This is a genomic window from Streptomyces sp. NPDC001903 (assembly GCF_042891345.1).
In the GTDB taxonomy this organism is placed as follows: Bacteria; Actinomycetota; Actinomycetes; order Streptomycetales; family Streptomycetaceae; genus Streptomyces.
Genome location: NZ_JBIASZ010000002.1, coordinates 35,954 through 60,183 on the forward strand (window position 1 = coordinate 35,954; position 24,230 = coordinate 60,183).

At 69.3% G+C, this 24,230-nt stretch carries 17 protein-coding genes and 5 pseudogenes; 7 read left to right on the forward strand and 15 right to left on the reverse strand.

Going from position 1 to position 24,230, the window contains the following annotated elements; all coding sequences use genetic code 11:
• Window positions 1-82 precede the first annotated feature (82 nt).
• Entirely contained in the window at window positions 83-3,814 is a 3,732-nt protein-coding gene (locus tag ACFYZS_RS03675; RefSeq protein WP_389006382.1) for a S8 family serine peptidase, read from the reverse strand.
• Between the two features lie 320 nt (window positions 3,815-4,134).
• Here ACFYZS_RS03675 and ACFYZS_RS03680 point away from each other — a divergent pair.
• The 3 genes and pseudogenes from ACFYZS_RS03680 to ACFYZS_RS03690 form a co-directional block, all read left to right on the forward strand.
• Window positions 4,135-4,248 (forward strand): annotated as a pseudogene (locus tag ACFYZS_RS03680) (universal stress protein); the annotation flags it as partial.
• A gap of 130 nt (window positions 4,249-4,378) precedes the next feature.
• Complete coding sequence (locus tag ACFYZS_RS03685) at window positions 4,379-6,154, forward strand: cation:proton antiporter (protein WP_389006384.1); 1,776 nt, start codon at window positions 4,379-4,381, stop codon at window positions 6,152-6,154.
• 229 nt (window positions 6,155-6,383) lie between these two features.
• Window positions 6,384-7,202, forward strand: a complete 819-nt coding sequence (locus tag ACFYZS_RS03690; protein WP_389006386.1) for a hypothetical protein — start codon at window positions 6,384-6,386, stop codon at window positions 7,200-7,202.
• 270 nt (window positions 7,203-7,472) lie between these two features.
• Here the strand turns inward: ACFYZS_RS03690 and ACFYZS_RS03695 are convergent, their stop codons facing one another.
• The 4 genes from ACFYZS_RS03695 to ACFYZS_RS03710 all read right to left on the reverse strand — a co-directional run bounded on the left by ACFYZS_RS03695 (window position 7,473) and on the right by ACFYZS_RS03710 (window position 11,470).
• Window positions 7,473-7,658, reverse strand: coding sequence for a hypothetical protein (locus tag ACFYZS_RS03695; RefSeq protein ID WP_389006388.1), 186 nt, complete (start codon window positions 7,656-7,658; stop codon window positions 7,473-7,475).
• 1,399 nt (window positions 7,659-9,057) lie between these two features.
• A complete protein-coding gene (locus ACFYZS_RS03700; RefSeq protein ID WP_389006390.1) occupies window positions 9,058-9,396 on the reverse strand; it encodes an STAS domain-containing protein in 339 nt (112 codons plus the stop codon).
• Window positions 9,393-10,667 carry a PP2C family protein-serine/threonine phosphatase gene (locus ACFYZS_RS03705; RefSeq protein ID WP_389006392.1) on the reverse strand — a complete coding sequence of 425 codons (1,275 nt, stop codon included), beginning with the start codon at window positions 10,665-10,667 and terminating at the stop codon, window positions 9,393-9,395. The genes ACFYZS_RS03700 and ACFYZS_RS03705 overlap by 4 nt, the downstream gene beginning before the upstream one ends.
• On the reverse strand, window positions 10,667-11,470 hold the full coding sequence (locus ACFYZS_RS03710; protein ID WP_389006394.1) for an alpha/beta fold hydrolase: 804 nt from the start codon (window positions 11,468-11,470) through the stop codon (window positions 10,667-10,669). The genes ACFYZS_RS03705 and ACFYZS_RS03710 overlap by 1 nt, the downstream gene beginning before the upstream one ends.
• A 537-nt stretch (window positions 11,471-12,007) precedes the next feature.
• On the opposite strand from ACFYZS_RS03710, the gene ACFYZS_RS03715 reads away from it, so the two are divergent.
• The gene (locus tag ACFYZS_RS03715) at window positions 12,008-12,463 is read left to right on the forward strand and encodes a hypothetical protein (RefSeq protein ID WP_389006396.1); all 456 of its coding nucleotides are present in this window, start codon (window positions 12,008-12,010) and stop codon (window positions 12,461-12,463) included.
• 816 nt (window positions 12,464-13,279) lie between these two features.
• Here the strand turns inward: ACFYZS_RS03715 and ACFYZS_RS03720 are convergent.
• The 5 genes and pseudogenes from ACFYZS_RS03720 to ACFYZS_RS03740 form a co-directional block, all read right to left on the reverse strand.
• On the reverse strand, window positions 13,280-13,717 hold the full coding sequence (locus ACFYZS_RS03720) for a GPI anchored serine-threonine rich family protein (protein WP_389006398.1): 438 nt from the start codon (window positions 13,715-13,717) through the stop codon (window positions 13,280-13,282).
• 84 nt (window positions 13,718-13,801) lie between these two features.
• On the reverse strand, window positions 13,802-13,957 hold the full coding sequence (locus tag ACFYZS_RS03725) for a hypothetical protein (RefSeq protein ID WP_389006400.1): 156 nt from the start codon (window positions 13,955-13,957) through the stop codon (window positions 13,802-13,804).
• Window positions 13,958-14,347: 390 nt separating this feature from the next.
• Window positions 14,348-15,631 (reverse strand): AI-2E family transporter, encoded by a 1,284-nt coding sequence (locus tag ACFYZS_RS03730; RefSeq protein WP_389006402.1) that lies wholly within the window; start codon window positions 15,629-15,631, stop codon window positions 14,348-14,350.
• 592 nt (window positions 15,632-16,223) lie between these two features.
• A complete protein-coding gene (locus ACFYZS_RS03735; RefSeq protein WP_389006404.1) occupies window positions 16,224-16,721 on the reverse strand; it encodes a DUF1877 family protein in 498 nt (165 codons plus the stop codon).
• Between the two features lie 316 nt (window positions 16,722-17,037).
• Window positions 17,038-17,934: pseudogene (locus tag ACFYZS_RS03740) on the reverse strand (IS630 family transposase); the annotation flags it as partial.
• 205 nt (window positions 17,935-18,139) lie between these two features.
• On the opposite strand from ACFYZS_RS03740, the pseudogene ACFYZS_RS03745 reads away from it, so the two are divergent.
• Both ACFYZS_RS03745 and ACFYZS_RS03750 read left to right on the forward strand, forming a co-directional pair.
• Window positions 18,140-18,436 (forward strand): annotated as a pseudogene (locus tag ACFYZS_RS03745) (barstar family protein).
• 78 nt (window positions 18,437-18,514) lie between these two features.
• A pseudogene (locus ACFYZS_RS03750) lies at window positions 18,515-19,115 on the forward strand (DUF5753 domain-containing protein); the annotation flags it as partial.
• A gap of 510 nt (window positions 19,116-19,625) precedes the next feature.
• Here the strand turns inward: ACFYZS_RS03750 and ACFYZS_RS03755 are convergent.
• A complete protein-coding gene (locus ACFYZS_RS03755) occupies window positions 19,626-19,829 on the reverse strand; it encodes a cold-shock protein (protein WP_030325187.1) in 204 nt (67 codons plus the stop codon).
• 247 nt (window positions 19,830-20,076) lie between these two features.
• Window positions 20,077-20,427: a helix-turn-helix domain-containing protein gene (locus ACFYZS_RS03760; RefSeq protein WP_389006406.1), complete on the reverse strand. Its 351-nt coding sequence runs from the start codon at window positions 20,425-20,427 to the stop codon at window positions 20,077-20,079.
• A gap of 988 nt (window positions 20,428-21,415) precedes the next feature.
• On the opposite strand from ACFYZS_RS03760, the pseudogene ACFYZS_RS03765 reads away from it, so the two are divergent.
• Window positions 21,416-21,678, forward strand: a pseudogene (locus ACFYZS_RS03765) (hypothetical protein).
• 105 nt (window positions 21,679-21,783) lie between these two features.
• Here ACFYZS_RS03765 and ACFYZS_RS03770 read toward each other — a convergent pair.
• The 3 genes from ACFYZS_RS03770 to ACFYZS_RS03780 are packed head-to-tail and all read right to left on the reverse strand — an operon-like array spanning window position 21,784 to window position 24,125.
• A complete protein-coding gene (locus ACFYZS_RS03770; protein WP_389006408.1) occupies window positions 21,784-22,098 on the reverse strand; it encodes an SCO5918 family protein in 315 nt (104 codons plus the stop codon).
• Between the two features lie 49 nt (window positions 22,099-22,147).
• Window positions 22,148-22,564, reverse strand: a complete 417-nt coding sequence (locus ACFYZS_RS03775; protein WP_389006410.1) for a CBS domain-containing protein — start codon at window positions 22,562-22,564, stop codon at window positions 22,148-22,150.
• A gap of 46 nt (window positions 22,565-22,610) precedes the next feature.
• Window positions 22,611-24,125, reverse strand: coding sequence for a DEAD/DEAH box helicase (locus ACFYZS_RS03780; protein ID WP_389006412.1), 1,515 nt, complete (start codon window positions 24,123-24,125; stop codon window positions 22,611-22,613).
• Window positions 24,126-24,230 lie beyond the last annotated feature (105 nt).

Below are 24,230 nucleotides of genomic sequence, written 5' to 3' on the forward strand. Positions count from 1 at the left end.
AGACTCTGAATAGTCCCTGGTGGGAACAGGTGCGAGGGGAAGGTCCCCGGGGCGTCGCCGCCCCGGGGACCGATAGTGCGGTTCATCGCAGGCCGTACGCCCGGATGATCTCGTTCCTGACGCTGAAGCCGCTGTCCGTTTCGGCGCTCGCACGCACCGAGATGAAGCCGCCGGGCTTCTTGGCCGTCCTGAACGAACCCGTCCAGCGGCCGCCGGCGCCCTTGGTCACGGTCACCTTCTGCCACGTCGCCCCATCGTCGTATGAGACGTCCAGCTGCACCGACTTGACGGTGCCCGGTACGGTGCCGAGGCCCATCGACACCGGCTTGAGCGCGATCTCCTGAGTCGCGTTGGCCTTGACGTCGCCGTGCAGGTCCGACTCCAGCGCGTAGTCCAGGTTCAGCACCGGGAACGGTTCGAAGAACTCCGAGTCGACGGTGTCGGACATGAACGTCCACTCGGTGTGGGTGCGCGTCGACAGGCGGAAGAGGTCACCGGGCCGCTCGGCGTCGAGGACGGCGCGGAAGGGCAGGTTGCCCGCCGGGACCTCCACCCACTGCATGTCCGTGCTGTGCGGGTTGTCGTGGATCAGCCTGTCGCCCTGGAAGACCTGCAGGTGGGTCGGCGTCTCGCCCCACTGCAGGAAGCCGCCGAGCCGCATGGTCTCGCTGGAGGAGGCCCACGCCTGCACGTTCCAGGTCATCTGGTTCTGCCAGCGGGAGTTGTACACGCCGAAGGACTCGCTCTGGCCGGGCCGGGTCGCCGGAGCGAACCAGTCCAGCCGGGTGGAGCTGCCCTTGGCGTACGTGTTGTCGCCCGACACCATCACCCACGGCAGGGCCGTGTCGACGCCCTGCGCGTGGAACTCCCTCCAGACCTGGCCCGGGGTCACCCACTCGGTACGGGTGCCCGGATGCCACTCGCGCTCGGGGAAGTTGACCGACGGGCTGAGGGTGAAGTCGGACCGATAGCCTTCCGCCGACCGGCCGTCCGTGGCCGAGTAGTAGCGGGCATCGATCCGGGCGAGGTCGTCCTTGGTCGGCTTGTAGACCAGGGCCCGGTCCGGAACCCGGCCAGGGTACTCCCGGGTGAGGTCGTAGACGAACGGCGTGTACTCGGTCTGCTCCACGGTCAGCTTGTGACGGCCGGCCTTGGCCATCGCGACAAGGGCCTTGCCCGCCTCGCGGTGCACGGTGGCGACCGGGATGTTCGATTCGCCGACGTACTCCATCAGCCCGCCGACACCGTCGTTGACCACGATCAGCGCCTTCGCACCGGCCGCGACCGCGGCCTCGGTGCGCTCCTGGGGCGAGACCCCGTCGCTGCGGTCGATGACGACGACCTTGCCCTTGGCCTTGGCCTTCTTGTACGCGGCGGTCGCGCCGTTGCCCGCGTAGACGGCGTCCAGGGTGTCGCGGGCGGTGCGCAGGGAACTGCCCGCCTGCACCAGTGCCTCGAAGTGGAGCCGGCCGCCCGGCGTGCTCAGGCTGATCTGCGGCTCGCCCTTGCGCCACCGGGTGGTCAGCATGAACTCGCCCTGCTTCATCGGCTCCGTCGGTGCGACGTAGACGTCGTCGTACATCGGCGGCAGTACGTACGCGCTGCGGTAGTCCGTGAATGGGTCGAGGCCGTTGTAGTGGACGTTGAAGTCGACCTTGCGCTGTCGGTCTTCGCTGCGCTGCGGTGCCTCGGTCTGCAGCAGGCGTGCCTTACTCGCGTCCAGCACCACGTCCGCGGATCTGTCCTTGAGTACGGTCTCCGGGTCGACCAGCACGGCCAGACCCGAGCGGTCGGCCTTCTCGCCCGCCACGTCGAGGTATCCCGCGGCGGTGTACGTACCGGGTGCCATGCGCATGGTCGTCGAGCCGTCGACGTAGAGCGACCAGGGCCAGAAGTCGCCGGCCAGGTTGACCGTGACCCAGCCGGCGGCGGGCTTGCCGTCCCGGCCGACCAGCTTGATGTTCAGGTCGTAGCGCTCCTCCTCCTTGAGCAGCGCCACGGACGTGCGGGTCACCGGCTGCCCGGTGTCGGCGTCGGTGGCCGTCACGTAGCCGACGTGCCGGCCGGCGGCCGCGGCTTTCGGGTCACCGGTCACCGGAACGGCGGCCGTGCCGCGCGCCGGGACGGTCACCCTCGTGGCTCCCAGCGTGAACGGTCCGCCGCCGGTCTGCGCCAGGTTCAGGGTGATGTCGGCGGCACCGGTGTTGGTGAAGGTCAGGTCCTTGGTGACGGCGGCGTCGCTCGGCTCGTGCGGCCATGTGTAGTTGCCGAAGAAGAGCGATCCGGTGCCGCGGACCGTGGTGCGCACTGCGGCGGCAACGTCGACACGCCCGGTGCCCACCTCGTACGGCGAGTACCCGCCGTCCAGGCCCTTCGCGGTGCTCATCAGGTGTTCCTTGAGCTGCGCGCCGGTCCAGTCCGGGTGCTGCTGGGCCAGGATCGCCGCCGCGCCGACCACGTGCGGGGTGGCCATCGAGGTGCCGCTGAGGGTGCGGTAAGGGCCCTCGCCACTGCCGGTCATCTCCTGTGAGCGGGCCGCGGTGATGTCCACGCCGGGCGCCGCGATGTCCGGCTTCATGCCGCCGGAGTGGGCCAGCGGGCCGGTACTGGAGAAGGACGCGAGCCGGTCCTGCTTGTCCGTGGCGGCCACGGTCAGCGCCGAGGCGGCCGCGCCCGGGGCGGAGATGCTCTCCGGGCCGGAGTTGCCGGCGGCTATGACGAACAGCGTGCCGTACTGCGCGGACAGCGCGTCGACCGTCTGCGACATGGGGTCGCTGCCGTCCGTCGGGTAGGAGTCGCCGAGGCTCATGTTGACGACGTCCGCACCGGACTCGGCGGCCCACTGCATGCCGGCCATGACCCAGGAGTCCTGGCCGGAGCCCTCCGCACCGCCGAGGACCTTGCCGACGAACAGGTCGGCGCCGGGGGCTACGCCCTTGTTGGCGCCCCCGGAGGCGGCGCCCGAACCGACGATCGTGCTGGCGACATGGGTGCCGTGACCGTTGACGTCGGTGACGGCCTCACCCGGCACGAAGCTGGCCGTGCCGTCGATCAGGCCGGAGAAGTCGGGGTGGTTGACGTCGACGCCGGTATCGAGCACCGCGACCTTGACGCCCTTGCCGTCGTACCCGGCCGCCCAGGCCTCGGGCGCGCCGATCAGCGGCACGCTCTCCTTCAGGCCGGCCTTCACGCGACCGTCGAGCCACAGCTTCGCCACGCCCTCGCCCAGCGACGGGCTGCCCTGCGGCGCGACGGTGGTCCAGAAGGTGCGAGCCTGCCGCTTCTCGGTGCTGAGCGCGGCACCGCCGATGCCCTTGAGCCGGCGGGCCACCTTGCTGCCACGAGGGGCCGCCGGCTCGCCGGCCGAACGGGACTTCGACTGGGTGTATGTCGCGATCAGCGGCACTGCAGCCGACTTCGCGTCGTCGTAGCCCATCTCGATCAGATCGGTGACGTTGAACAAGCGTCGGTCCAGCTTGTCCGTGCCCAGCAGCGGCGCCGCCTCGTCCGGGATGACGAACAGGTCTCCCTTGACCTGCTGGATCTTCACGCCGCCGACGGCACCGTCGGGCCGGTCGACTTCGGCGCTCTGCTTGCCGTCGGCCATCGTGGTGACCGTGACGACGTCGCCGGTGACCAGGGTGACCTTGTGGGTCGCCGATGACTGGGAGGGATGGGTGGGCTTGCTCGGAGCGGCCTGGGCGGGCGCTTGCAGGACCGCAAGCCCCGACGCCAGCAGCGGCACGGCGGTGGCGGCCGAGATCAGCTGCCAGCGCCGGCGCCGGAAGGCGGAAGCATGAGAGGGGGAGGACATGCCATGGGTCTATCGACCCGTGAGTGCCGTCGTGAAGGCCTCATGACGGCAAGTCCTCGCCATGGCAGATGCTTGTCAACGGTGAACCGCGCGATAGCGGGTGGAAAGGCGCCATGCGACGTGGGGATTGCGACCACGTTCCGTCTCGGCACGGTCTACCTCATCCGATGTGCCGCTCGGCTGTCGCCACCGGCCGGTCGGCCAGATGGGGCACTTCGGCAACGTCACCGAATGCGGTGCACGACGGCGATTCAGCGACTCGGTAGCTTCATGACCAGTCCTCTCGGGCATGTGGGTGCTGATGGGCGGCACACGACGCGGGGCTTGTGGTCGTCGGCCGGCGCAGGGCGGCCAGGGGCTCCCACGTCGGTTCGGTCACGCACGCCCTCATTCACCACGCCTCCTGCCCTGTTGCTGCCGTACCTCACAGCTGACGGACGTAGCAGGGGCGTTCGCCAGGGCAACCACGGGTTCCCACGGGACGGTGGTGCAGCACGCAACAGCTGGCCCCTGGCCGGATCCACACCGGATGCCCTCCGTCCGGCTCCGAGGAAGGACGACGCTGTGACCGAAGACGAGATCCTTCTCGGGCTCGCCCTGACGGTGGTGCTCGCCACAGGAGCGCAGATCCTGGCGAGCAGGCTGCGAGTCCCAGCCCTGATCATCCTGCTGCCCGCCGGGTTCACCGCCGGTGCGATCACGGACGTCATCCACCCGGAGAACCTGCTGGGGCCCAGCTTCTCCACCCTGGTGTCGCTGTCCGTCGCGGTGATCCTCTACGACGCCGGTCTGGGACTCGACTTGCGCAAACTCGCCCACCACACCCGCGGCATGGTGGGCAGGCTGCTCGTGTACGGCGTGCTGCTCACCTTCCTCGTGACGGGGACGGTGGCACCGGCGATGTTCGACATGCCCCTGCGCATGGCCGCGATGCTGGGCATGATCCTCGTCGTCTCGGGGCCCACGGTCGTGGGACCGATCCTCGACTTCGTGCGGCCGAGCAACAAGGTACGGCACATTCTGATCTGGGAGGGGACGCTGACCGACCCCATCGGCGCCATCCTCGGCGCCCTCACGTTCCACGCGGTCGCCTCGTCGCACCAGATCGACATCGGTCGAGGCTACCAGCTGGGTCAGTTCCTCCTCAGCATGGCGGTCGGGCTGGTCGGCGGGGGCGTGGGCACCGCTCTGCTCTGGTTCACACTGCGCACCCTCCGGCTCGGCGAGACCCTGGGGACACTGGCGCAGCTCGCCGTCGTGATCGGCGTATCGGCCGGCTGCGACATCGTGCGGGACGACACGGGCCTGATCGCGGCCATCATGGTGGGACTGGCCGTCTCCAGCATCCGCGGCTTCGACATGCCGGCACGCCGGCCCTTCTTCGAGACCCTGGTCCAGCTGATCATCGGTCTGCTGTTCATCTCCATCTCCTCCACCGTCACACCGGCGTCCCTCGTACCGGTGCTTCTTCCCTCGCTCGGTCTGCTCGCGATCCTCGTACTGGCGGTCCGTCCGCTCGTGGCCTTCGCGGCCGCGGCACACACGGATCTCTCACGCGGGGAGCGCGCCTTTGTCGGATGGATGGACCCGCGCGGCATCGTCGCGGCGGCCACGGCGTCGGCCTTCTCCGCCGGCCTCGTGGCACGGGGAGAGGCCGGGGCGGCGAAGATCCTCCCGGTCACCTTCCTGGTGATCGTGGGCACCGTTCTGCTGTATTCCATGACGGCGGCTCCCATGGCCAGACGGCTGGGCGTGGTCAGGGAGGAGGGCACACGCGTCCTCCTGGTGGGCGGCCAACCGTGGGTGGTCGGCCTGGGAAGGGCCCTGAGGTCCGCCGGCCTCGACGTGCTGATGTGGGCGGGGCTCAACGAGGAGCGGGAGACGATCAAGGCAGCGGGGATCGAGCTGGCCGGGGGTGATCTGCTGGCCACGGCGACCAACCCCGGGGCTCGGCTGGAGGGTGTCACGGCCGTCTTCCTGGCCACCGACGACGACGACTTCAACGCGCTCGCCTCCATCGTGATGCAGGACACCGTCGAGGGGCCCGTCTACAGGGTCGGCCCACCACACGACAGCCACAGCGTGGTTGCTCCCCATACCGGCGGCGAGATTCTCTTCGGCCCCTCCCTGGGCCGACAAGTCCTCGCCGAGCGCTACGCGCGGGGAGCCCGGTTCACGGTACAGCCGGGCACCGCCCCGCTCCGGCCGGACCACGACACGCTCTTCGTGGTGCGCGCCGATGACCGGCTCGACCCCGTCACGGAGAGGGAGCCGGCCACTCCCCGGGAGGGAGACACCGCCGTCCTCCTCGGTCCCGTCCCGACCAACGCCGCCGGGTAGGACCCCCGGTCCGTCGTGTCGGCATCTCGGCGCGTGCGGAATCGACTGTTGTAGCGGCTGCCCTTCGAGCTGCCAAGAGGCCCTGCTTCCATACCCGGCACCGACCACGATCACCCGATCGGGACAAGCGGGGAGTGACGTGGTCACGGGATCGCTGATCCCGGTCGCCTGGCCTCTCTGGCACGAAATTGTGGAGCGTCGCCGAGCTGCCCGAGGCTAGGCTGGCGCGGTGCATCCGATCCGCTTCGAGGCCGCCATGACAGGCGGCGTCCATCTTTTCCACTACCTCCCGGGCAATGACCGGGCGGTGACTCGGCACTGGCCTGGCCTGTGGCAGGAATGGCCTGAGGAAGGGACGCCCTACACCGAGTGGGCGGTCAACAACAACAGCATGGAGGAAGTCGCCGTCTATGTGGGCCTGGTGTGGCGTCTGACGGCCGGCCTGGACCGCTATGCGATCCCGACCTACTACCGCGACGATGCCGAGCGTTTCCTGGAGCAGAAGCCTATTCCGGTGAGCTGGGAGTACGAGGTCGACGCCAAAGCACCGACCGCCACCACACGGAACAAGGGCTTCGTCCCTGCTCGTACGGCAAAGCCCCATCAGGCGGAGCCGACCGCCGCGGAGCCGGACAACGCCGATCGTGCGGGCCTGTTCCGGTTGTCCACGCCTCGCGACCTGGTATCCGCGCTGCACGCGGTGATCTTCGACGCCTCATCGGAGACCACGGTCTTCGCAGTCGCCCGCGGAGCGGAACGTCTCCAACGTCTGGTGAGCGCGTTGAGCGGCCCGACTCCCCCTACTCTGGCCGAAGTCCTTGAGGAAGAAGGGGTACTCGTGGACCTGACGATCGGTTCGGATTTCGACTACTACGACTCGGTCATGGTGGCGTCGCGCGCCGATCTGCGGCACCGGGTCGATGACCTCGCTGTCAACTATGCGCGCAGGATCTCGGCATATGAACTGCGCCTGGACGAACTCGCAAGTGTTCCGGACTTCCTCCGGGCGATGCCGGACCTTGCCGGTGTGGTCCTGGACGTTCCATAGCCCTCGATCACTCGATCGAGACCCCCGTTCGATCGGCAAGCCGCTTGATCGGTACGACAACAGCTTCTCAGGGCTTGCCCATGCGCTCAGACTTGGCCCGCAGCCGACTTCACGGGGGACGGGCACGGCCGGTGCCGTCGTAGTGGAAGCGCCGGCCGCCCCAGGCGTGCAGCATCGAGGTCACGCCGGCGTCGCGAGCGCTGCGCCGCTCCCACATCGAGGGTTCACCGCCGGGTGAACCGGCCCTGAGGCTGCGCGGCCGGGGCCCGTTCAGTGAGTTGGCCGGCCGGTGGGCATTTGAAGGTCGTAGTCGCGGAAGTCGACGGCATACCAGGCCACGACCTGCGACGCTATCTTGAACATCTGCGCGTGGATCGAGGCGAGCAGCGGGAACTTCTGCCGGCCAAGGAGCAGCAAGGTCGTCGGCGGACCGACCGTAACCGCAGCCCACGCCATCGCCGGGTGCCACCGGTAGCGGGATCGGAACGCCGCCCGCGCAGCGGGACGAAGTGCAAGCCCATCAATACCTGCGAGCCCTCACACCAGGCCACGCTCCGCCCTTCCCGACGCCTGGTCGCCAGCACGTGCTCGTGCAAGGGGGCACGGAGAGGGCGGTGTCACCGCTGCACCGCTGCCGGGAGCCGCAGGCCGCCTTCCACCGCAGGTTCGCACCGCGCTTCCCGCTCCGCCGCGAAGCCCGCCAGACGGTGCAGAGCCTCCAAGAGGATCGCCATGGCCAGGACCCGGGGTCGGCATGCTCAGACGACCGTCCGCCGAGGGACACCGTGACCGCCCTGAGGACCACCGACACGGTGATCAGCCGACGGGTCGTCAGCTGATCACCGTTCAGGTGAAGCGGCCACAACGTACGTCCGCCCGCCCCCGTACCATGGGGCGGGCGGACGCCGATTCCCGTTGGGCGCGGCGCCGTACCAGCGGCCGCTGCTGCTGTGAGCTCGAAAACCCAGGTCGTGATGGCCCTTCTGACCGTTGCCGGCCAGATCCTCTCCGCATCGCGAGCCGGACTCGACCGGCGTTCATTCGTCGTCCTTGCATCGTTCTTGCGCGTGGTCCCCCGGCTCATTTCCAGCGCATCGACGGAGCACCGGGGCACCGGAACTGCTGGACAGGTCTTCCACGTACGAAACGCCCCCCGGGCCCGGCTTGCGCGGGCGCATGGCCAGGTGGCCGGGGAGACGGCAAAGTCCATCTTTGGCACGGGCGTGGCCGTGCCGCTGGCGCACCAGGTCAGGGCATCGAAGCATGAGCCGCCCTGCGTGGGGCCTCATGCTTGCTGCACCCGGTCACTGGATGATCAGGGTGCTGGAGCTCACCGGATCGGTGGCACTGTTCACCCTTCGCCCGGCGGTGGCGGACTGCCCCCCTGCGCCCGGCTCGCTCCTCGGGCTGAGGCGGGAGACAGCGTGACAACAAGGGAGCCGGCTCTCACCCGGGATGACCATCCGCCAGGCCGTGGATACCGTCACAGACGTGCACGGCGGCGGCCGGATCGTCAATGGTCGGCCGTCGTGCCGGATACGCGGATGCCAACGGACGGGGTAGCGAGTGGTGTCGGCCGACACCACACCCGAGGGAGAAAAGGCCGCCGACGGGGCAGGTGGGCTCCTCGCCATGCCCCATCCCACCCGATCCGCCCGCGGCGCACACCTTCGACCCACTCCTACTCCGGGAACCACCCGCACAAACCCCAACCGCGTCCGCGGGCCGGCTCCGTGAGTGCAGGATCGCAGGCCTGCCCTTACGAGAGGCCGCTTCCCCGCTGTGTTGCCACCTCGCGGGGCTGTGCGTGGCTGCGCGAAGGAGAGACTGCGAGGTGAGGGTGCCGGCCTCGGGGTCAGGCCACGATTGCGGAATCGGTGTCGGGATGGAGCGGGAAGACCTGGTCCAGTCCGACGACACGCAGGATGCGCAGGGTGTTGGCCGGGACTGCGGCGAGTGCGATGTCGGCTCCGGCTGACTGGGCGTGGTTGCGGGCGGCGATCAGGGCGCTGATGCCGCTGGAGTCGCAGAATTGCATGCGTGCCAGCTCCAGGACGAGGCGCTGGCCCCGCTCCAGGGGAAGGGTTTGGAGGAGGTCGCGCAGGGCTGGGGAGGTTTCGTAGTCGAGTGCCCCTATGACTGCTACGACCGGGCCTTTCGGGGTGCCTCGGACGGTGAGATCCAGTGGGTTCATACCGGCTCCCAGGGGGCGGGGACGCCTAGCGCGAGGAGGGCGGTGTCGTCGTCGAGGCCGTCGCCGAAGCCGTCCAGCAGGCCGGTCATCGCCTCGATGACCGCATGCGGGGCGCGGCCGGCGTGGTGGGTGGCGAAGGCGCGCAGGGCTTCATCTCCGTACAGGTCGGTGCGGCTTTCGCCGGTGCGGGCTTCGGTGAGGCCGTCGGTGTAGAGCAGGAGGGTGTCGCCGGGGGCCAGGGTGGCGATGGCGGGGGTGAAGGGCGCGTTGGGCAGGATGCCGACGAGGAGGCCGCCGGGGGTGGGCAGGAAGTCGGCTGTGCCGTCGGCGCGCAGGAGCAGGGCCGGCGGGTGGCCACCGGAGGCCAGGTGGACCATGACCTGCCCGGTTCCCGGATCGGGTTCGAGGGTGCCGAAGATGGCGGTGCAGTAGCGGGGGTCGCCACCGCTGTAGCGCTCGTGAAGAACCCTGTTCAAGGTGGTGAGGGCGGAGACGGGGTCGGGGTCGTGCAAGGCCGCGGCCCGCAGGGTGTAGCGGGTCAGTGAGGTCACCGCTGCGGCCTGGGGGCCTTTGCCGCATACGTCGCCCAGGAAGAAGCCGAAGCGCTTTTCGTCGACGGGGAAAATGTCGTAGAAATCGCCGCCGAGCCGGTCGGGCGAGGCAGTGCGGTAGTGCGCGGCACTCTCCATGCCGGGTATGGGCGGCAGGGTGTCGGGCAGCAGGGACGACTGGAGTGCGGCGAGGGCGTCCTGGAGGCGGGCGCGGTCGGCTTCGGCCTGCCGGCGTGCTTCCTCGGCTGCTTTGCGGGACCGCAGGAGTTCCTCTTCGTAGGCGCGGCGGTCGCGGGCGTCGAAGAGGGTGGTGCGGATGAGGAGCGGCTCGCCCGTGGCTCCGTGTTTGACCGTGGAGGAGACCAGCACCGGCATCCGGACGCCGTCGGCGCCTTTGACCTCCAGGGCGACGCCGCCGATCTCGCCCTGCATGCGCAGCAGCGGCGCGAAGTGCGTTTCGTGGTAGAGCTTGCCGCCCACGGTCAGCAGGTCGGTGAACCTCAGCCGGCCCACCACCTCCTCCCGGTTCAGGCCCAGCCAGTCCAGCAGCGTCGTGTTGATCTTCGCGATGGTGCCGTCCATCAGCGTGGACAAATACCCGCACGGCGCGCACTCATACAGTTCCTCCGCACTGTCCTCCAACAGCGCGGCGAACGCCGCGTGCGATGTCTTCTCGTCGTCAGCGTCGTGCGGGTCGCCGAGCTGATCGGTGCGGCACATCAACGCAGGCCCGCCAGAAACCCGGTGAGCGCCTGATTGGTGGCTTCGGGTGCGGACAGGTGCGGGCAGTGCCCGGTCGCGTCCAGGGTGACCAGTCTCGCGCCGGGGACCGTCTGGTGTACGAAGGCGCCGACCTCGCGCGGAGCGATGGCGTCCTGCGTGCACTCCAGTACCAACGTCGGCACGTTCACCTTCTTCAGGTCCTCCCTCGAGTCCGACAGGAAGGTGGTGCGAGCGAAGACCCGTGCCATCGCCGGATCGGTAGCGCAGAAACTGTTGGTCAGTTCCTCGCCGAGCTCGGGCCGCTCCGCGTTCCCCATGATCACCGGCGCCATCGCCGCCGACCAGCCCAGGTAGTTCGACTCCAGCGAATCGAGCAGCTCCTCGATGTCCTCGGCAGAGAATCCGCCCCGATAGCCCTCGTCGTCGATGTAGCGGGGCGAGGGCGCCACCATCACCAGCGCCCCGATCCGCTCCGGAGCCATCTGGGCGGCCAGCACACCGATCATCGCGGAGACCGAGTGGCCCACGAACACCGCACCTCGAAGTTCGAGCGCTTCGCACACGTCCACCACGTCCTGCCCATATCCGCTGAGGGATGCGTAGCGGGTCTCGGAGAACACGGAAAGATCGGAGCGGCCCGAGCCGACGTAGTCGAACAACACCACCCGGTAGTCCTCGACCAGGGCGGGCACGGTGAGGCGCCACATGTTCTGGTCGCAGCCGAACCCATGCGCGAGAACCACCGTCGGGCCATGGGGATTGCCGGTGACGGTGACATTGTTCCTGCGCTGGATATCCATACCGAGCAGTCTCTCAGGCCCCACCCATCACTCTTGCGAGCCCCCGGATCACCCCACACACCCCACCCCGTGCCTTCACACGTCGCTGAGCCAGCCTTGAGGCGCGGCCCGACCGTTCTCGGCGCCGTCGGCGCTGGAGTGGGCCGATCCGCTCGCAGTCGACCGTGCGGAGGTCACGCGGATACCGGCCAGCCCCTGGAGGGACGGTGCTCAGACTCCAGGGCCGTGGAGTATTGCCGCCGGGAGCGCTCACGGTCCCCTCGGCGGCGGGTCTGCCTCCTACCCGGTCCAGTGACCTCGCCGCGATCCGGCTTCAGCCCCGGCATGCTCCGTGGTGTCACAACGCGGAGAGCGAGGCGCAGGTTGCGCTGCTCGACCACGGAACGTCGGACGGCCGCACCGGAGAGTTTGACCCTCTGACGGAAGGAATTCAGGTCGCTATCATCTTACCTTCTTATGTCATGTGAAATATCACATTGCATAAGGCGGGTCGATGGCCCGTCACGTACCGACGAAACACAAGGAGAGCACGTCCCCATGAACCGCTTAGCCCTTCTCGCGGTCGGCGTTGCCGGCCTGACCGTTCTGGCCGCCGGCCCGGCCGCCGCGACCCCCGAGGCCACCGCCGACCAGACCGTGACCACCTGCGGGAACTCGGGCCTCCAGGCAGGCCTGCTCACCCGGCTGTGCGCGGAGGTCACCGGTAACGCGGTGCAGCTCTACGGCAGGGTCAGCCTGGCCGGGCCGCCCTCTCCCGGCAGCCCGACGCCGGCCACAAAGGAGCTGTCCACCACACTGTCCGCCGAGGTCGTGGGCGCCGGCGCCCCGCCCCTCACGCAGGACAAGCCTGTCGTCTTCACCACCACGACGCTCGAGGTACGCGGCCCGGCGAGCACCGTCCCCTGTGGCGCCACCGTCCGCGGCACGTTCGGCGTGGCCTCCTTCCCCTGGACACCCCAGCCGGTCGTGCACGAGGTCACCCTCACCTGCTGACGCCCCGTCACCGGGCGACTCACCCAAGCCTGGGCTGCCCTCTCACCGGAGGGCAGCCCTCACCGCGAACGGCCTGCCGACGGGAGCGCGCGCCGCTCCCACGACACAAAATGCGAAGGCCGGCCTGGCGCCGCTGCGGGCGAGCCAGGTGAGCACCATGCCGGTCTGTAAACCCGGCCCCCACCTCTCCATGCGCACAGGTGGTTTCGCACTTGACCCACGTGCACCGAGGGCATGTACAAGGCACCCGGCCACAGCGGTGATCCCTCTCCCCCACGGCACCGCTGTGGCCGCCACCCCAAAGCGGGCCCAGGCGCCGTCCCGTCGGGGCGGCGCGCAGGCCCTGCACCCGCCAGCGTGTCAGCGCCGGGGGCCACAGCATTCGGTGGGCGCACAGTCGACGGGCCGGATCGGAACTCCGTCTGGGCGATCGGTCAGAGAGCCTGGACGCGCACGCCCTATCGACACGGGGTGCCGCCGACCCCGACCGCCAGAAGAAGGACCCGATCCCCCGGCCGCTCCCCGACCCGAGAGCGTGCGCTACAGCGGCAGGGGCGGGTCGGCTCGTCGAGGGCAAGCAGGGTGGTCAGGGCCGGCAGAGCGCTCCAGCAGTTGGCCAGCCGTCCCGGCAGCGGGCAATCAGCGCCCGCCGGGAACGGGTTCGAAGCCCGCAGTCACCGTGCCGCTCAATGCATGCCGGCTCCCGTGCGGCGATGCACTACCGAAGTGCACAGCCTGACCCTGCGCATGCCCCTCGGCGAGATCAAAGCCTGAACCGGACGCGGCGAGACGCCCCCGGGGCCAGGGCTGGCGTGGCTAGGGCCCACTCCGGGCCGACACTGGGGTTGGCGTTGAAACTGGGGCCCGTCCCCCGTTCGGCGACGTGGCAAGGTTGCTGTCATCGGTGATGGTGAACTGACCGGAGTAGCCGATGTCCGGTGGGGTTCCGAGCGCGATCGCGTACGTGTTGTCGGTGGGCAGGTCGGCCGGGACGGTCCATTCGTAGGTGCCCGAGGCGCCGTCTACCGTGGCGATCTGCGCCACCTGCTGGAGAGCTGTGGCCTGTCCCTTCATCAACTTGAGCGGCTGGCTTCCGGGTGTCCCTGCGGTCCACACGATGGAATAGGTCTTCCCCGCCTCCCAGACGACATGGGAGAAGGGCTGCGCGAACGCGGCGGCCGCGGCGGCGGGCTGGGGCTGCGATACGCCGGTGATGGCGCTGTACGCGAGGGCCAGCACGAAGGCCGCGAACACCAGGTGAGGCCTCCGCCAGGCGGTAGCAAGGGTTTCCATGACCGGCCTAACGGGGTCCGGCCCCACCGGTCACCTCGATCGCGTTCAGCGATGGCAGCGTGCTCCGGTTCCGGCCGCTTCCACCAGCCCGAACCGGGGTACGTCCTCGGCCGTGACGTCCAGGCACAGCCGCTTGAACCGGGGCGAGTGGCGGAAGACCCCTCCGCGGTCCACGGACCGGTCGGCGCTGATCTCCGACACAGGTCCTGGACCAGTGCGCCGCGCCGGGTCTGCACCAGCACGACGCCGCCCAGGTCGGTCGGAGTGAAGCGCTTTCGGCTGCCCCAGCAGCCCCCGTCATGGCCACGGACCGGCAGCCGGCCCGCCCCGGTGGCGGCCACCACCCGCTCCACCATTCCGCCTCTCACTGAATGTGCGCCAAGACCAGAGTTCCGGCAGCACTGGCCTGTTCGCCGTGAACCCGGGCCGCGTGAGCCCGGCAATGATGCGGTCGCTTCACGAGTACGAGGCGACCGCTTCTCCGGCACGGAAGGCGGCGCCGTCCGTCAGCATCCGGATGCACCATGATCACCCTTGCGGCGTGAGCGGTGGGCTGCAGGCCGCAGGCGTCCTGCGGAACCAGCCGGGGAGTCAGGCAGGTTCCTGGTCCGGCTCCGCGGGCGGATCCGCCCGCTCCTCCTCGACCGCCACGGGGGACCCGTCCGCTGAACCGTCGTCCCCGCTGTGGGCGCGCAGGTGCCCGATCACCGTGTTGGACACGGCGACCAGGGGGACGGCGACGACCGCTCCGCCGATGCCGGCGACCACTCCGCCGGTGGCGACGGCCAGGACCACGGCCAAGGGATGGACCCGTACGGCCCTTCCGAGGATGAACGGCTGCAGCACGTGGCCCTCGATCTGCTGGACGACGAGCACGACCAGCAGGGTCAGCAGCGCGGTGAACACCCCCTGGGTGACCAGTGCGACGACCACCGCGAGTGCCCCGGACGCGACGGCGCCTACCAGGGGCACGAACGAGGCCAGGAAGATCACCACGGCGATGGGCACGGCGAGTGGCACGCCCAAGAAGTAGATGCCGAGACCGATGAAGAGTGCGTCGATGAAGGCGACGATCAAGGTTCCACGGACATAGGCGGTCAGGGTGCCCCAGGCGGCCGGTCCCGCGTCGGCGACATCCGGCCGGGCGGCGGCGGGGACCAGCTTCAGCGTCCACTGCCAGATGCGCCGGCCGTCGTACAGCAGGAAGAGCGTCGAGAACATCGCCAGCAGCATTCCAGTGATGATCTCCACCAGCACGGTCACGCCCCGGAGCCCGGTCGAGGTGATCTCGCTGGTACTGGTGCCGATGGCATCGCTCAGGCTGCCGGCAACATCGTTGATCTGCTGCTCGGTCACGTGGAGGGGGCTGTCGAGAAGCCACCGCTTCAGCTCCTCGATGCCTTCCTGGAGCCGCCCGGACAGATTGTCCAGGTTGTCGAGCACTTGCCAGACGACGAACCAGCCGATCAGCCCCAGGATGACGAACCCGAAGAGCGCGGTCAGGGCGGTGGACAGCCCCCGGGAGAGCCCCGCACGGTGCAGCCGGGCGACCGTCGGTTCCAGCAGGGCGGTGATCAGCAGCGCGGCCACGAAGGCGAGGACGACGAGCCGGACCGAACCGATCACCCGCATGATGACCCACAGGGCCGCCGCCAGCACGAGGAAGCGCCAGCCGGCCTCGGCCGCGACCCGTACACCCCAGGGCACCGCCCGGGCGGGGTCCGGGTCGCGCGGACGGGCCCGGCGGGCCTCTGAGACCCGCTGCCGCTCGGCCAGCAGCTCGGCCTCGTGCCGCGCCTGCACCTGCGTACGACGCTCACCGAGCGCGGCGGCGCGGTCCGCAATCAGACCGAACCACGTACGGATTCCAGGCATGCGGAACCTCCTTCCTCATCCGGCCGTCTGCCCCCACTTCGGGGGATCAGGCCCGTGCGACCCGACGGGTTCGTGAGGGTGGACAGACTCCGAGCAGATTTCGAGCGAATTTCGGGCGTAACGGGGAGTGCGAGGCCGGGAAGGCCGCGCGCCTGCGGATCTGCGTCCGCTGTGGGACAAGGCCTGCGGTCTGTCTGCGGTCTGTCTGTGGCGCCACCACCCAACCCCGCGGGCTCTGCCCGGGCGGCACGTGCTCCAACCACGCGTACTCCTGCTCTCCTGCCCCGCCAGCTGAAGCCCTCGGGACGCAGGCATGAACGGTCGGCGGCACGGTGGGGCTCCTACCGGGCCGGCCCTGCCCACGGGCAGAAACCGCCTGTTGGCGGTGCGCGGGTACAGCCGGTTCGTCGGGCGCGGCCTGGCCGGGCGCGGCGCCGGGTGGAGGGGCGCAGTGTCCGGACGTTTTCACACCCCCTGAGCGCGGCTTTCGGAGCGGGGAAAGAGGCCGGGCTCCGTTGCCTGTGGAGGAGACTCCGGTGATGGTGGGCGCCACTCGGAACCGCTCGGTGGGGAGAAGGCAGGTCAGCGCGGTTCAGGTGATCCACAGGAGCAGTGTGTCTTCCTCTCTGGCTGCCGCGCGCAGGTACTTCGCGAGGTCCGCCCAGTGCGCTGCGACCCAGTCCGGTTCCTCGCCGCGCTCCCAGATGGTCGTCGGGTAGATGTTCGCGGCAGCCAGGTCTGTCGGGGTGACGCCTTGCGTCAGGGTGTCTGGAGCGTGGTCCTCCAGGGCGTCGGCGGCAGCGCGCACCCGGTCCGCGGTCAGGAGCCGGGGCGGGCCATAGCCCCAGTCCTCGCCTTCCGGCCAGGGCATGTCCGCCTCTCCGTAGACCACGTCCACCGGGAAGCCGCGCCGGTTCAGCAGGAAATCGAGGGCGTGCCAGGCCTTGTCGGTCTCATGCACCCGCGCGGTGGCGGCCGCGTCGTCACGGTCGTACAGCGCGCGGGCGTGCTCGCCCGCCCAGTGCGGGTCCTGGCAGGCGCGCTCGAATTCGGCTGGGGTGAGGCGGAGGTACCGCCCGATCATGCTCATGCCCCACACCCTAGGAACACACACTGACAGCACAACCGTGTCCAGAGGGTGAACGAGCTCGGCAAGGCCGGCTGCCAGGGCTCGCGGCGGATTGCCTCGGCCTCGGACGCGGCTCCCCCGTGTGCCCGCACTCGTCCGTCTTCAACACTGCAGGAGGTCGGGTCCCGTACCCGAAAGCCCAGAGGGGAGGCTGGCCGGGAGTTCGGAAGTGGGCTGGGCAGAAGGGGCGGTCGCCTCGCGGCGTAAGGCACGGCAGAAGTTCAGCGCGCGTGCAGCAGTCGCACCGGCCGCTCCGGCCGCCGTCGCCTCCGGCCACGAGCCCGGCGAACCACCGCTCCACCAGGTTCAGCCATGACGCGCTGGTGGGCGTGAAGTGCAGGTGGAACCGCGGGCGGGCCAGCAGCCGCTTTTTTTGATGTCCGGGGTCTTGTGGGTGGCGTAGTTGTCGAGGATCAGGTGGACCTGCAGGCTGACGGGGACCTCCTTGTCGAGCTTGGCCGGGAACGTCTTGCACTCGGCGGCCCGGTAGCGGCGGTACGGGGAGCCGATGACCTTGCCTGTGTCGACCTCGAGGGCGGCGAAGGGGGTCGTGGCGCCGGCGCGAACACAGTCGTGGCTGCGGCGTTCCGGGTGTGCCGGGCATCATCGGCAGGACCGGCTGGGGCCGGTCCAACGCCTGGATCTGCGACTTCTCGTCCACGCAGAGGACAAGGGCCTTCTCCGGAAGGTCGAGATAGAGGCCGACGACATCACGAACCTTGTCGATGAACAGCAGATCTGTGGACAGCAGAGACGTCTGTGACCGGTGCGGGGCCAGCGCGAACGCCCGCCAGATCCTGGAGACTGTCGACTGCGACATGCCCGTGGCCGCGGCCATCGACCTGGTCGACCAGTGCGTCGCGTCCTTCGGTGTCTCTTCGAGCGTCTTGACGATCACCCGCTCGACATCCGCGTCGGTGATCTTTCGTGGGACACCCGGTCGCGGCTCATCGCCCAGCCCGTCCAGACCGTACTCGAAGAAGCGCCGCCGCCAGGTGCGGACCGTGTCCGGAGCGATCCACATCCGGCGCGACACTTCCATGACCGAGTGCCCCTCCGCGCACTCCAGCACGATCCGCGACCGCTGAGCCAAGCCCTGAGCCGTCACGCGACGACGCAACCAGCCCTCCAGCACCACCCGCTGGGCATCCGTGACCGACGACGGCGCAATCATCGAACCCGGACGACTCAAACCAAACTAACGACAAACCTCAGACTCAGGTCACTAGACTGTTTCCTTTGGATCTTGTCGGCAGGTCCGCGTCGTCCGGTGCCGTGCCTCGGTGTGCTGAGGGAGGGGACGGACCCGGCAAGATCCGAAAGGAGCCTGTCTCTTTGACCGGTGAGCGCCTCGTGGTGGGGGCTGGTTGTCTGCTGTGATGACGAATAGCGAGTTGATCGTTGATCTGCGCGGTCGGCCGATCGAGATACTCAACGACTTCTGGGATGCGGTTGCCGAGCCGTGCGGGCTGCCTGAGTAGTTCGGCCGGAACCTGGACGCGTGGTCGGACACGATCGAGACCCGGGGCATCTCCGAGGTGATCGACAGCCACGACATTCTGATCGTCCACGTCGACCAGCGGGGTCTCTTCGGTGGGGACCGGCGGGAGGCCAAGGCCCTGGCCGGCATCGTTGACGGAGCGCAGAACCGGCTCGTCGTCCATGGGCCGGCCTGACGAATCCTTCGGACGCCTGGTTCAGCGCCGGGTTCAGATGGAGATGGCAGCAAGTTGAAGTGCGGCCTGGTAGGCGACGGGGCAGTCCCGTATGCCGTGTACATCGGCTTGGAGACGGCAGCCGCTTCCGTGCGCTCCTACGAACCCCTGGTGATCCCCGGCCTGTTACAGACACCCGCCTACGCGGCAGCCGTCATCGAGGAAACGATCCCTCTGGCCACGGAGGAACAGATCGCCGTGCGCCTTGAGGTACGGCTGCGTCGTCAGTCCCGTGTCCATCACCCGGCCCGGCATTTCCGCCTATGGGTCGTTGGACGAATCAGCACTGCGCCGCGTGGTTGGCAGCCCCGAGATCATGCACGAGCAGCTCGAGCACCTGAACCGCCTCGGTGAACAGCCTCACATCACCGTGCAGGTCCTCCCGCACACCGCGGGAGCCCATCCGGGCATCTCGGGACAGTTCTCCATCCTCGACTTTCCGGACGCCGCCACGGGGACCGTGTATCTGGAGCGGTTCACCAGCGACCTCTACCTGGAGAAACGATCCGACGTACGGCACTACAGCGCCATGTTCAACCACCTTCAAACCCAGGCCCTGCACCCGGAGGCCACTCGCTGCTTCATCACCGGCGCCGCCCAAGAGCTGCCGGCCGAGGCACCGATGCCCGGCCGACCATGATCGCCGCACCGGGCCGCAGAACCCTGTCGGACACCGCACTCGGCCGCAGGCATCGGCAGCAACGCCCCACGGTTTGAAGCGCACACCGTCGGACCGGGTCCCGAGTAGGTAGCCGAACCCAACGCGCGAGGTGGACATCGTGACCACGCGGCCGCCGGCCTACGTACTGCCGGGGCGGGTGTTCGCTGCCCGCCTCTTACATCCACACACTGCTCACACATTTGCCGCTCGCGAGCGCTGCGTCCCGGTCAGAACGCGTCGAAGGAGTCCGTACGCGTATCCCCCGCCTGGCTTAGCGCCGAGCCGCCCACCCCGCAGTTGTCCCCGGCAGGGCCCGGCGCGCACCGCGCACCGCTGAAGTGCAGCACGGCCGGCAGTCCCGACATGGATCAGGGCCGCGCAATGGATGCTGCGCGGCCCTGGTGCCCTACGCCTCGAGTCCCGCCGACCCTCCAGGCGCCCTCGTCCGGCCGGACTGGAAGTTCCCGTAGGGCGGAGGGGTGGGGAGGGTCAGGCCAAGTTGATGTTCTCGGCCTGGGGCCCCTTCTGGCCCTGGGTGACGTCGAACGTCACCGTCTGGCCCTCCTGGAGCTCGCGGAAGCCCGAGGAGTTGATCGCGGAGTAGTGGGCGAAGACGTCCGGTCCGCCGCCGTCCTGGGCGATGAAGCCGAAGCCCTTCTCCGCGTTGAACCACTTCACAGTTCCCGTAGCCATGTTCATGCCTTCCAGTCCGACGAACGCCTCCCACGGCGTGGAAGGCGGAGGTGATCGCCCTGGTTCCTGCGGCACAGCACAGCAAAACACCCACGCCGAAGACGTGGGTAAAGGGAACTTCCGAACCACGACAGCTGACTCAGACGGTACACGCCCGCACACCCTGTCACCAGAGAAAACCCGGCCGGCGTGCGCCCGCCGCGGATGCCACAGCCCCGCGGGCGGCCTGCGGGCGCGATGTACGGCGTCAGACCGCGGACGACGGGTTCGCCGACTCGGCGGCGCGGCGGTAGTCGGCGTTGATGCGCTGGGCTTCCTCGAGCTGGTCTTCCAGGACGATGATCCGGCAGGCGGCCTCGATCGGCGTGCCCTGGTCCACGAGCTCGCGTGCGCGGGCGGCGATGCGCAGCTGGTAGCGGGAGTAGCGGCGGTGTCCGCCGGCTGAGCGGAGCGGGGTGATCAGGCGGGCTTCGCCGAGAGCGCGGAGGAAGCCTTGGGTGGTGCCGAGCATCTCGGCGGCCCGGCCCATGGTGTAGGCGGGGAAGTCGTCGTCGTCCAGGTGGCCGCCGAGCGGGCTGGCCGGGTTTTCTGCTGTCATCGAACCTCTCTCGTGAAACGCGTGGAGGGGCCCTGGCGCCTATGGCACCAGGGCCCCGAAGGAACTTGTTACACCATCTGCCGGCCCTGATACTGCGCCGGGCTACTGTTTTCCGCTGACCCGCCCGAAAGGGGACGGGTGATGCGGGGATCGCGGTTGCTTGACCGGAGACCACCTCACTATCGATGTCCTGCGGTACCCGGGCTCAGCCTTCCGCCCGGGCGATCCTGATGGCGCCTCAACTCCTCCGTTCATCCCTCGGATGATCCACTACTTACCGCTAATACTGCGTACTGCTGGTACTGCTTGCGGCCTGACCAAGCGCCAAGCTCCGGCAGCCAGCCCCGTCGCCCGTCCTGCATCCGCTCTGGCTTGGAACCCCACTGCCGAACTTCCCGGTGCGCGCGCCCGCAGCCGACGCCTTCACCGAGGTGCTGCTACTGACTTGCACTGCTGGTACCGCTCACGGCGGCCCCTGATGACTGCGGGCCACCCGGTCCGGTCATCAGCCCCGTCGCCTCCTGCAACAACCCTGGCTTCGGAACTCGACCACCGAGCCGTCCGACAACTGCAACTACGGGTACTGCTGCCAGGCAGTTCGTCTCTGCCCGGCCCTGCGGTCTCTCTGGGCTACGAAAGAAACCATAACCACCCCACCACCCAATGTCTACTCTGGCCGTCATAGATTTTCCGGCCCGTCGGTGAAAGGTAGACCTATATGGTCGGGCCAGGATGCGCGGAGCGGCCTGCACGGCAGGTCAGCGACGGGGTGCTCGCCGCAGAGTGTGCGGGAGGCCGCGGACACAGCGGTCTTGGTCGTGTCCGAGCGCGTCACAAACGCCGTGCGCCAGTGCCGGGGCACCTGCGTCTTGCGACTGACGGGCCACGCGGAGAGCATCCGGGCGGCCCCGTTCACGACTCCAGCCCGCGCATGCCTCGTATCCGCACCCCTGACCTGTACGGCGGTACCGGTGGATTCGGCTGGCCCATGGTCAGCCGCCGGCTTGCTCCCGAAGCCGTGTGGAGGCAGCGGGTGTGGGAGGCGCTGACGGATTCCGCCCGTCTGGGCGAGTTCTCCGCGATCTTCACCGCACGACACCCCAGGAGGGGCCACCCACCCACCTGCACTTCCATGTGGCCCGCATTTTTCACGGCACGATGGGGATCCCGGAGACGGGTGGGGATCACCGCGTCCCGATCGCGGATGTCAGCGCCCGGACCATAGGCGACTTCAGCTGCTCCGACCACTGAACCGGCCCCTGCGCATGAAGCCCTGGGTACGCGAAACGGGCCCGACCGGCGTGTGCCGGTCGGGCCCGTTTCGCTCATCGGGTGGCGGCGTCGCTGGGCCACCCGTCAGGCGGTGAGGGGCGTGCCGAGCATCGCGGAGGCCCGCTGGAGAGGGCTGAGCACGAGCGTGGGCGCGGCGGTCCGGGGAAGGCCGCCGCGGCAGGTGAAGCCGAGCTGGGTCATGGCGCGGAGGACTTCGCCAGCGCTGAAGTCGCGGCGGTCCTGGCGGGTGATGACCTGACCGACCTGTTTGACGGGGTAGGTGCGGCGGCCGATGATCACTGACTCGCCGATTACCTGCTCGGGCTTGACGCCCTTCATCGACGCCAGGACACCGCTTTTGGTCAGGTCAAACGGGAAACGGGCGATGACACAGCGCATGGATGCCTCACAGGGTGAAGGGGAAACGGGCCGACCACGGTGCGGTGGTTCAGCGGCTGAGGGCGAGGACGCCCAGGGCGCCGCCCTGTTCGTCCACGACGGGCAGAGCGGTGAGCCTGCGGTATCGCATCGCGTGGTCGGCCTCGGCCATCGTCGTCATGGGCGAGGTGAACGGCCCGCGGTCGCCGAGGACATCGCGCAGACGAGCCCGGTCCGTGTACGCCGCGCCGTCGCGGACGGTGGTGAGCTGGGCACGGGTGACCAGCCCGGTGCACAGGCCGTTCTCGTCGCAGACGAGCAGATGGTCCGCGCGGGCGCCGGCCATGACGGCCAGGGCCACCTCGACGGTCATGTCATCGCAAGCCTGAAGGCCGGCCGCTTCCATGGCGTCGTCCACCGTCGGGTGGACGAGGTCGGCATGGGCATGGGCATGCGCCGGGCGGGGCTGCATCTGGACCAGCGTCAAAAGGTGCCTCCTGCAGAGGTGGGTCAGTGTTCTGATCACGTGGTTTTCAGGCAGCCGCGTCAAAGGCGGTCTGCCGCAGGCTCGCGCGCCGGGCAGCCGACACGGGCCCGCGTCGACCGCGGGAGGCCGTGCTGCGCTTGGGCCGTTCGGGCACCGGTGCGGTGATGGTGACCGGGATGCCGGAGGGGGCCTGGGCGCCGGTGATGCGGTTCAGGGCCTCGTCGCCCGAGCGGACCTGGGTGGTCAGCGGGGTGATTCCCGCGGCCGTCATCAAGCGGGCCATCCCGCGGCGCTGATTGGGGGTGACGAGGGTGACGACGCTGCCGGACGCGCCGGCGCGGGCGGTGCGGCCGCCGCGATGGAGGTAGTCCTTGGGGTCGGTCGGCGGGTCGACGTTGACGACGAGGTCCAGGTTGTCGACGTGGATGCCGCGCGCCGCCACGTTGGTGGCGACGAGAACGGTGACGTGACCGGTCTTGAACCGGGCGAGGGTGCGGGTGCGCTGCGGCTGGGACTTCCCGCCGTGCAGGGCCGCGGCCCGGACCCCGCTGTCGAGGAGGTCCTGAGTGAGACGGTCCACGGCGTGCTTGGTGTCCAGGAACATGATCACCCGGCCGTCGCGGGCCGCGATCTCCGTTGTCGTCCGCTGCTTGTCGGCAGCGTGGACGTGCAGGACGTGGTGTTCCATGGTGGTGACCGCGCCCTGTGAGGGGTCGACGGAGTGGACGACCGGGTCGGTCAGGTAGCGGCGGACCAGCAGGTCGACGTTGCGGTCCAGGGTGGCGGAGAACAGCATCCGCTGACCCTCGGGACGTACCTGGTCCAGGAGAGCGGTGACCTGCGGCATGAACCCCATGTCGGCCATCTGGTCGGCCTCGTCGAGGACAGTGACGGCGACGCGGTTCAGGCTGCAGTCACCACGGTCGATGAGGTCCTTGAGGCGGCCGGGCGTGGCGACGACCACTTCGGCTCCGGCGCGCAGCGCACCGGCCTGGCGGTGGATCGGCATGCCGCCGACCACAGTGGCCAGGCGCAGCTTGACCGCCCGGGCGTAGGGGGTGAGTGCGGCGGTGACCTGCTGGGCGAGCTCTCGCGTCGGTACGAGGATCAGGGCGAGCGGCTGACCCGGCTCGGCGCTCCGGCCGCCCGTACGGGTCAGCAGTGCGAGGCCGAACGCCAGGGTCTTGCCCGAGCCGGTGCGGCCACGGCCCAGGACGTCACGGCCCGCGAGAGTGTTGGGCAGCGTGGCGGCCTGGATCGGGAACGGGGTGGTCATGCCCTCACGGTTGAGCGTGGCCAGCAGCTGGGCCGGCATCGCGAGGTCCGCGAAGGCCTCGACGGCGGGCAGCGCGGGGGTGATCGTCTTCGGGGGTGCGAACTCGCCCTGGATCGCGGCGGGTCGGCGGCCGTAGCCGCCCGAGCGGCTCGGACCACCAGAGCGGCTCGGGGCCGACGAGCCGGAGCGGCTGCCCCGGCCGGAACCGGCGCCGGTGCCGAAAGCGGGGCCGCCGGTGCGGCTGCGGGTGCGAGACGAGCGCTCGTTCGTACGTGTGGGGTTCATGCGGAACCTTCCTTGACGGCACCCATCAAGGAATTCCCGCAGCATAGGAGCGACGTAGGGAATTGCGAGACCGGGCCGAATCGAATGCGAAAGCGCATCTGGCGG

Coding starts and splice junctions, on each gene's coding strand:
- ACFYZS_RS03675 (WP_389006382.1), bottom strand. CDS start 3,814: ATGTCCTCCCCCTCTCATGCTTCCGCCTTCCGGCGCCGGCGCTGGCAG.
- ACFYZS_RS03695 (WP_389006388.1), bottom strand. CDS start 7,658: ATGGCGTGGGCTGCGGTTACGGTCGGTCCGCCGACGACCTTGCTGCTC.
- ACFYZS_RS03700 (WP_389006390.1), bottom strand. CDS start 9,396: ATGAACCCACTGGATCTCACCGTCCGAGGCACCCCGAAAGGCCCGGTC.
- ACFYZS_RS03705 (WP_389006392.1), bottom strand. CDS start 10,667: ATGTGCCGCACCGATCAGCTCGGCGACCCGCACGACGCTGACGACGAG.
- ACFYZS_RS03710 (WP_389006394.1), bottom strand. CDS start 11,470: ATGGATATCCAGCGCAGGAACAATGTCACCGTCACCGGCAATCCCCAT.
- ACFYZS_RS03715 (WP_389006396.1), top strand. CDS start 12,008: ATGAACCGCTTAGCCCTTCTCGCGGTCGGCGTTGCCGGCCTGACCGTT.
- ACFYZS_RS03730 (WP_389006402.1), bottom strand. CDS start 15,631: ATGCCTGGAATCCGTACGTGGTTCGGTCTGATTGCGGACCGCGCCGCC.
- ACFYZS_RS03735 (WP_389006404.1), bottom strand. CDS start 16,721: ATGAGCATGATCGGGCGGTACCTCCGCCTCACCCCAGCCGAATTCGAG.
- ACFYZS_RS03755 (WP_030325187.1), bottom strand. CDS start 19,829: ATGGCTACGGGAACTGTGAAGTGGTTCAACGCGGAGAAGGGCTTCGGC.
- ACFYZS_RS03760 (WP_389006406.1), bottom strand. CDS start 20,427: ATGACAGCAGAAAACCCGGCCAGCCCGCTCGGCGGCCACCTGGACGAC.
- ACFYZS_RS03770 (WP_389006408.1), bottom strand. CDS start 22,098: ATGCGCTGTGTCATCGCCCGTTTCCCGTTTGACCTGACCAAAAGCGGT.
- ACFYZS_RS03780 (WP_389006412.1), bottom strand. CDS start 24,125: ATGAACCCCACACGTACGAACGAGCGCTCGTCTCGCACCCGCAGCCGC.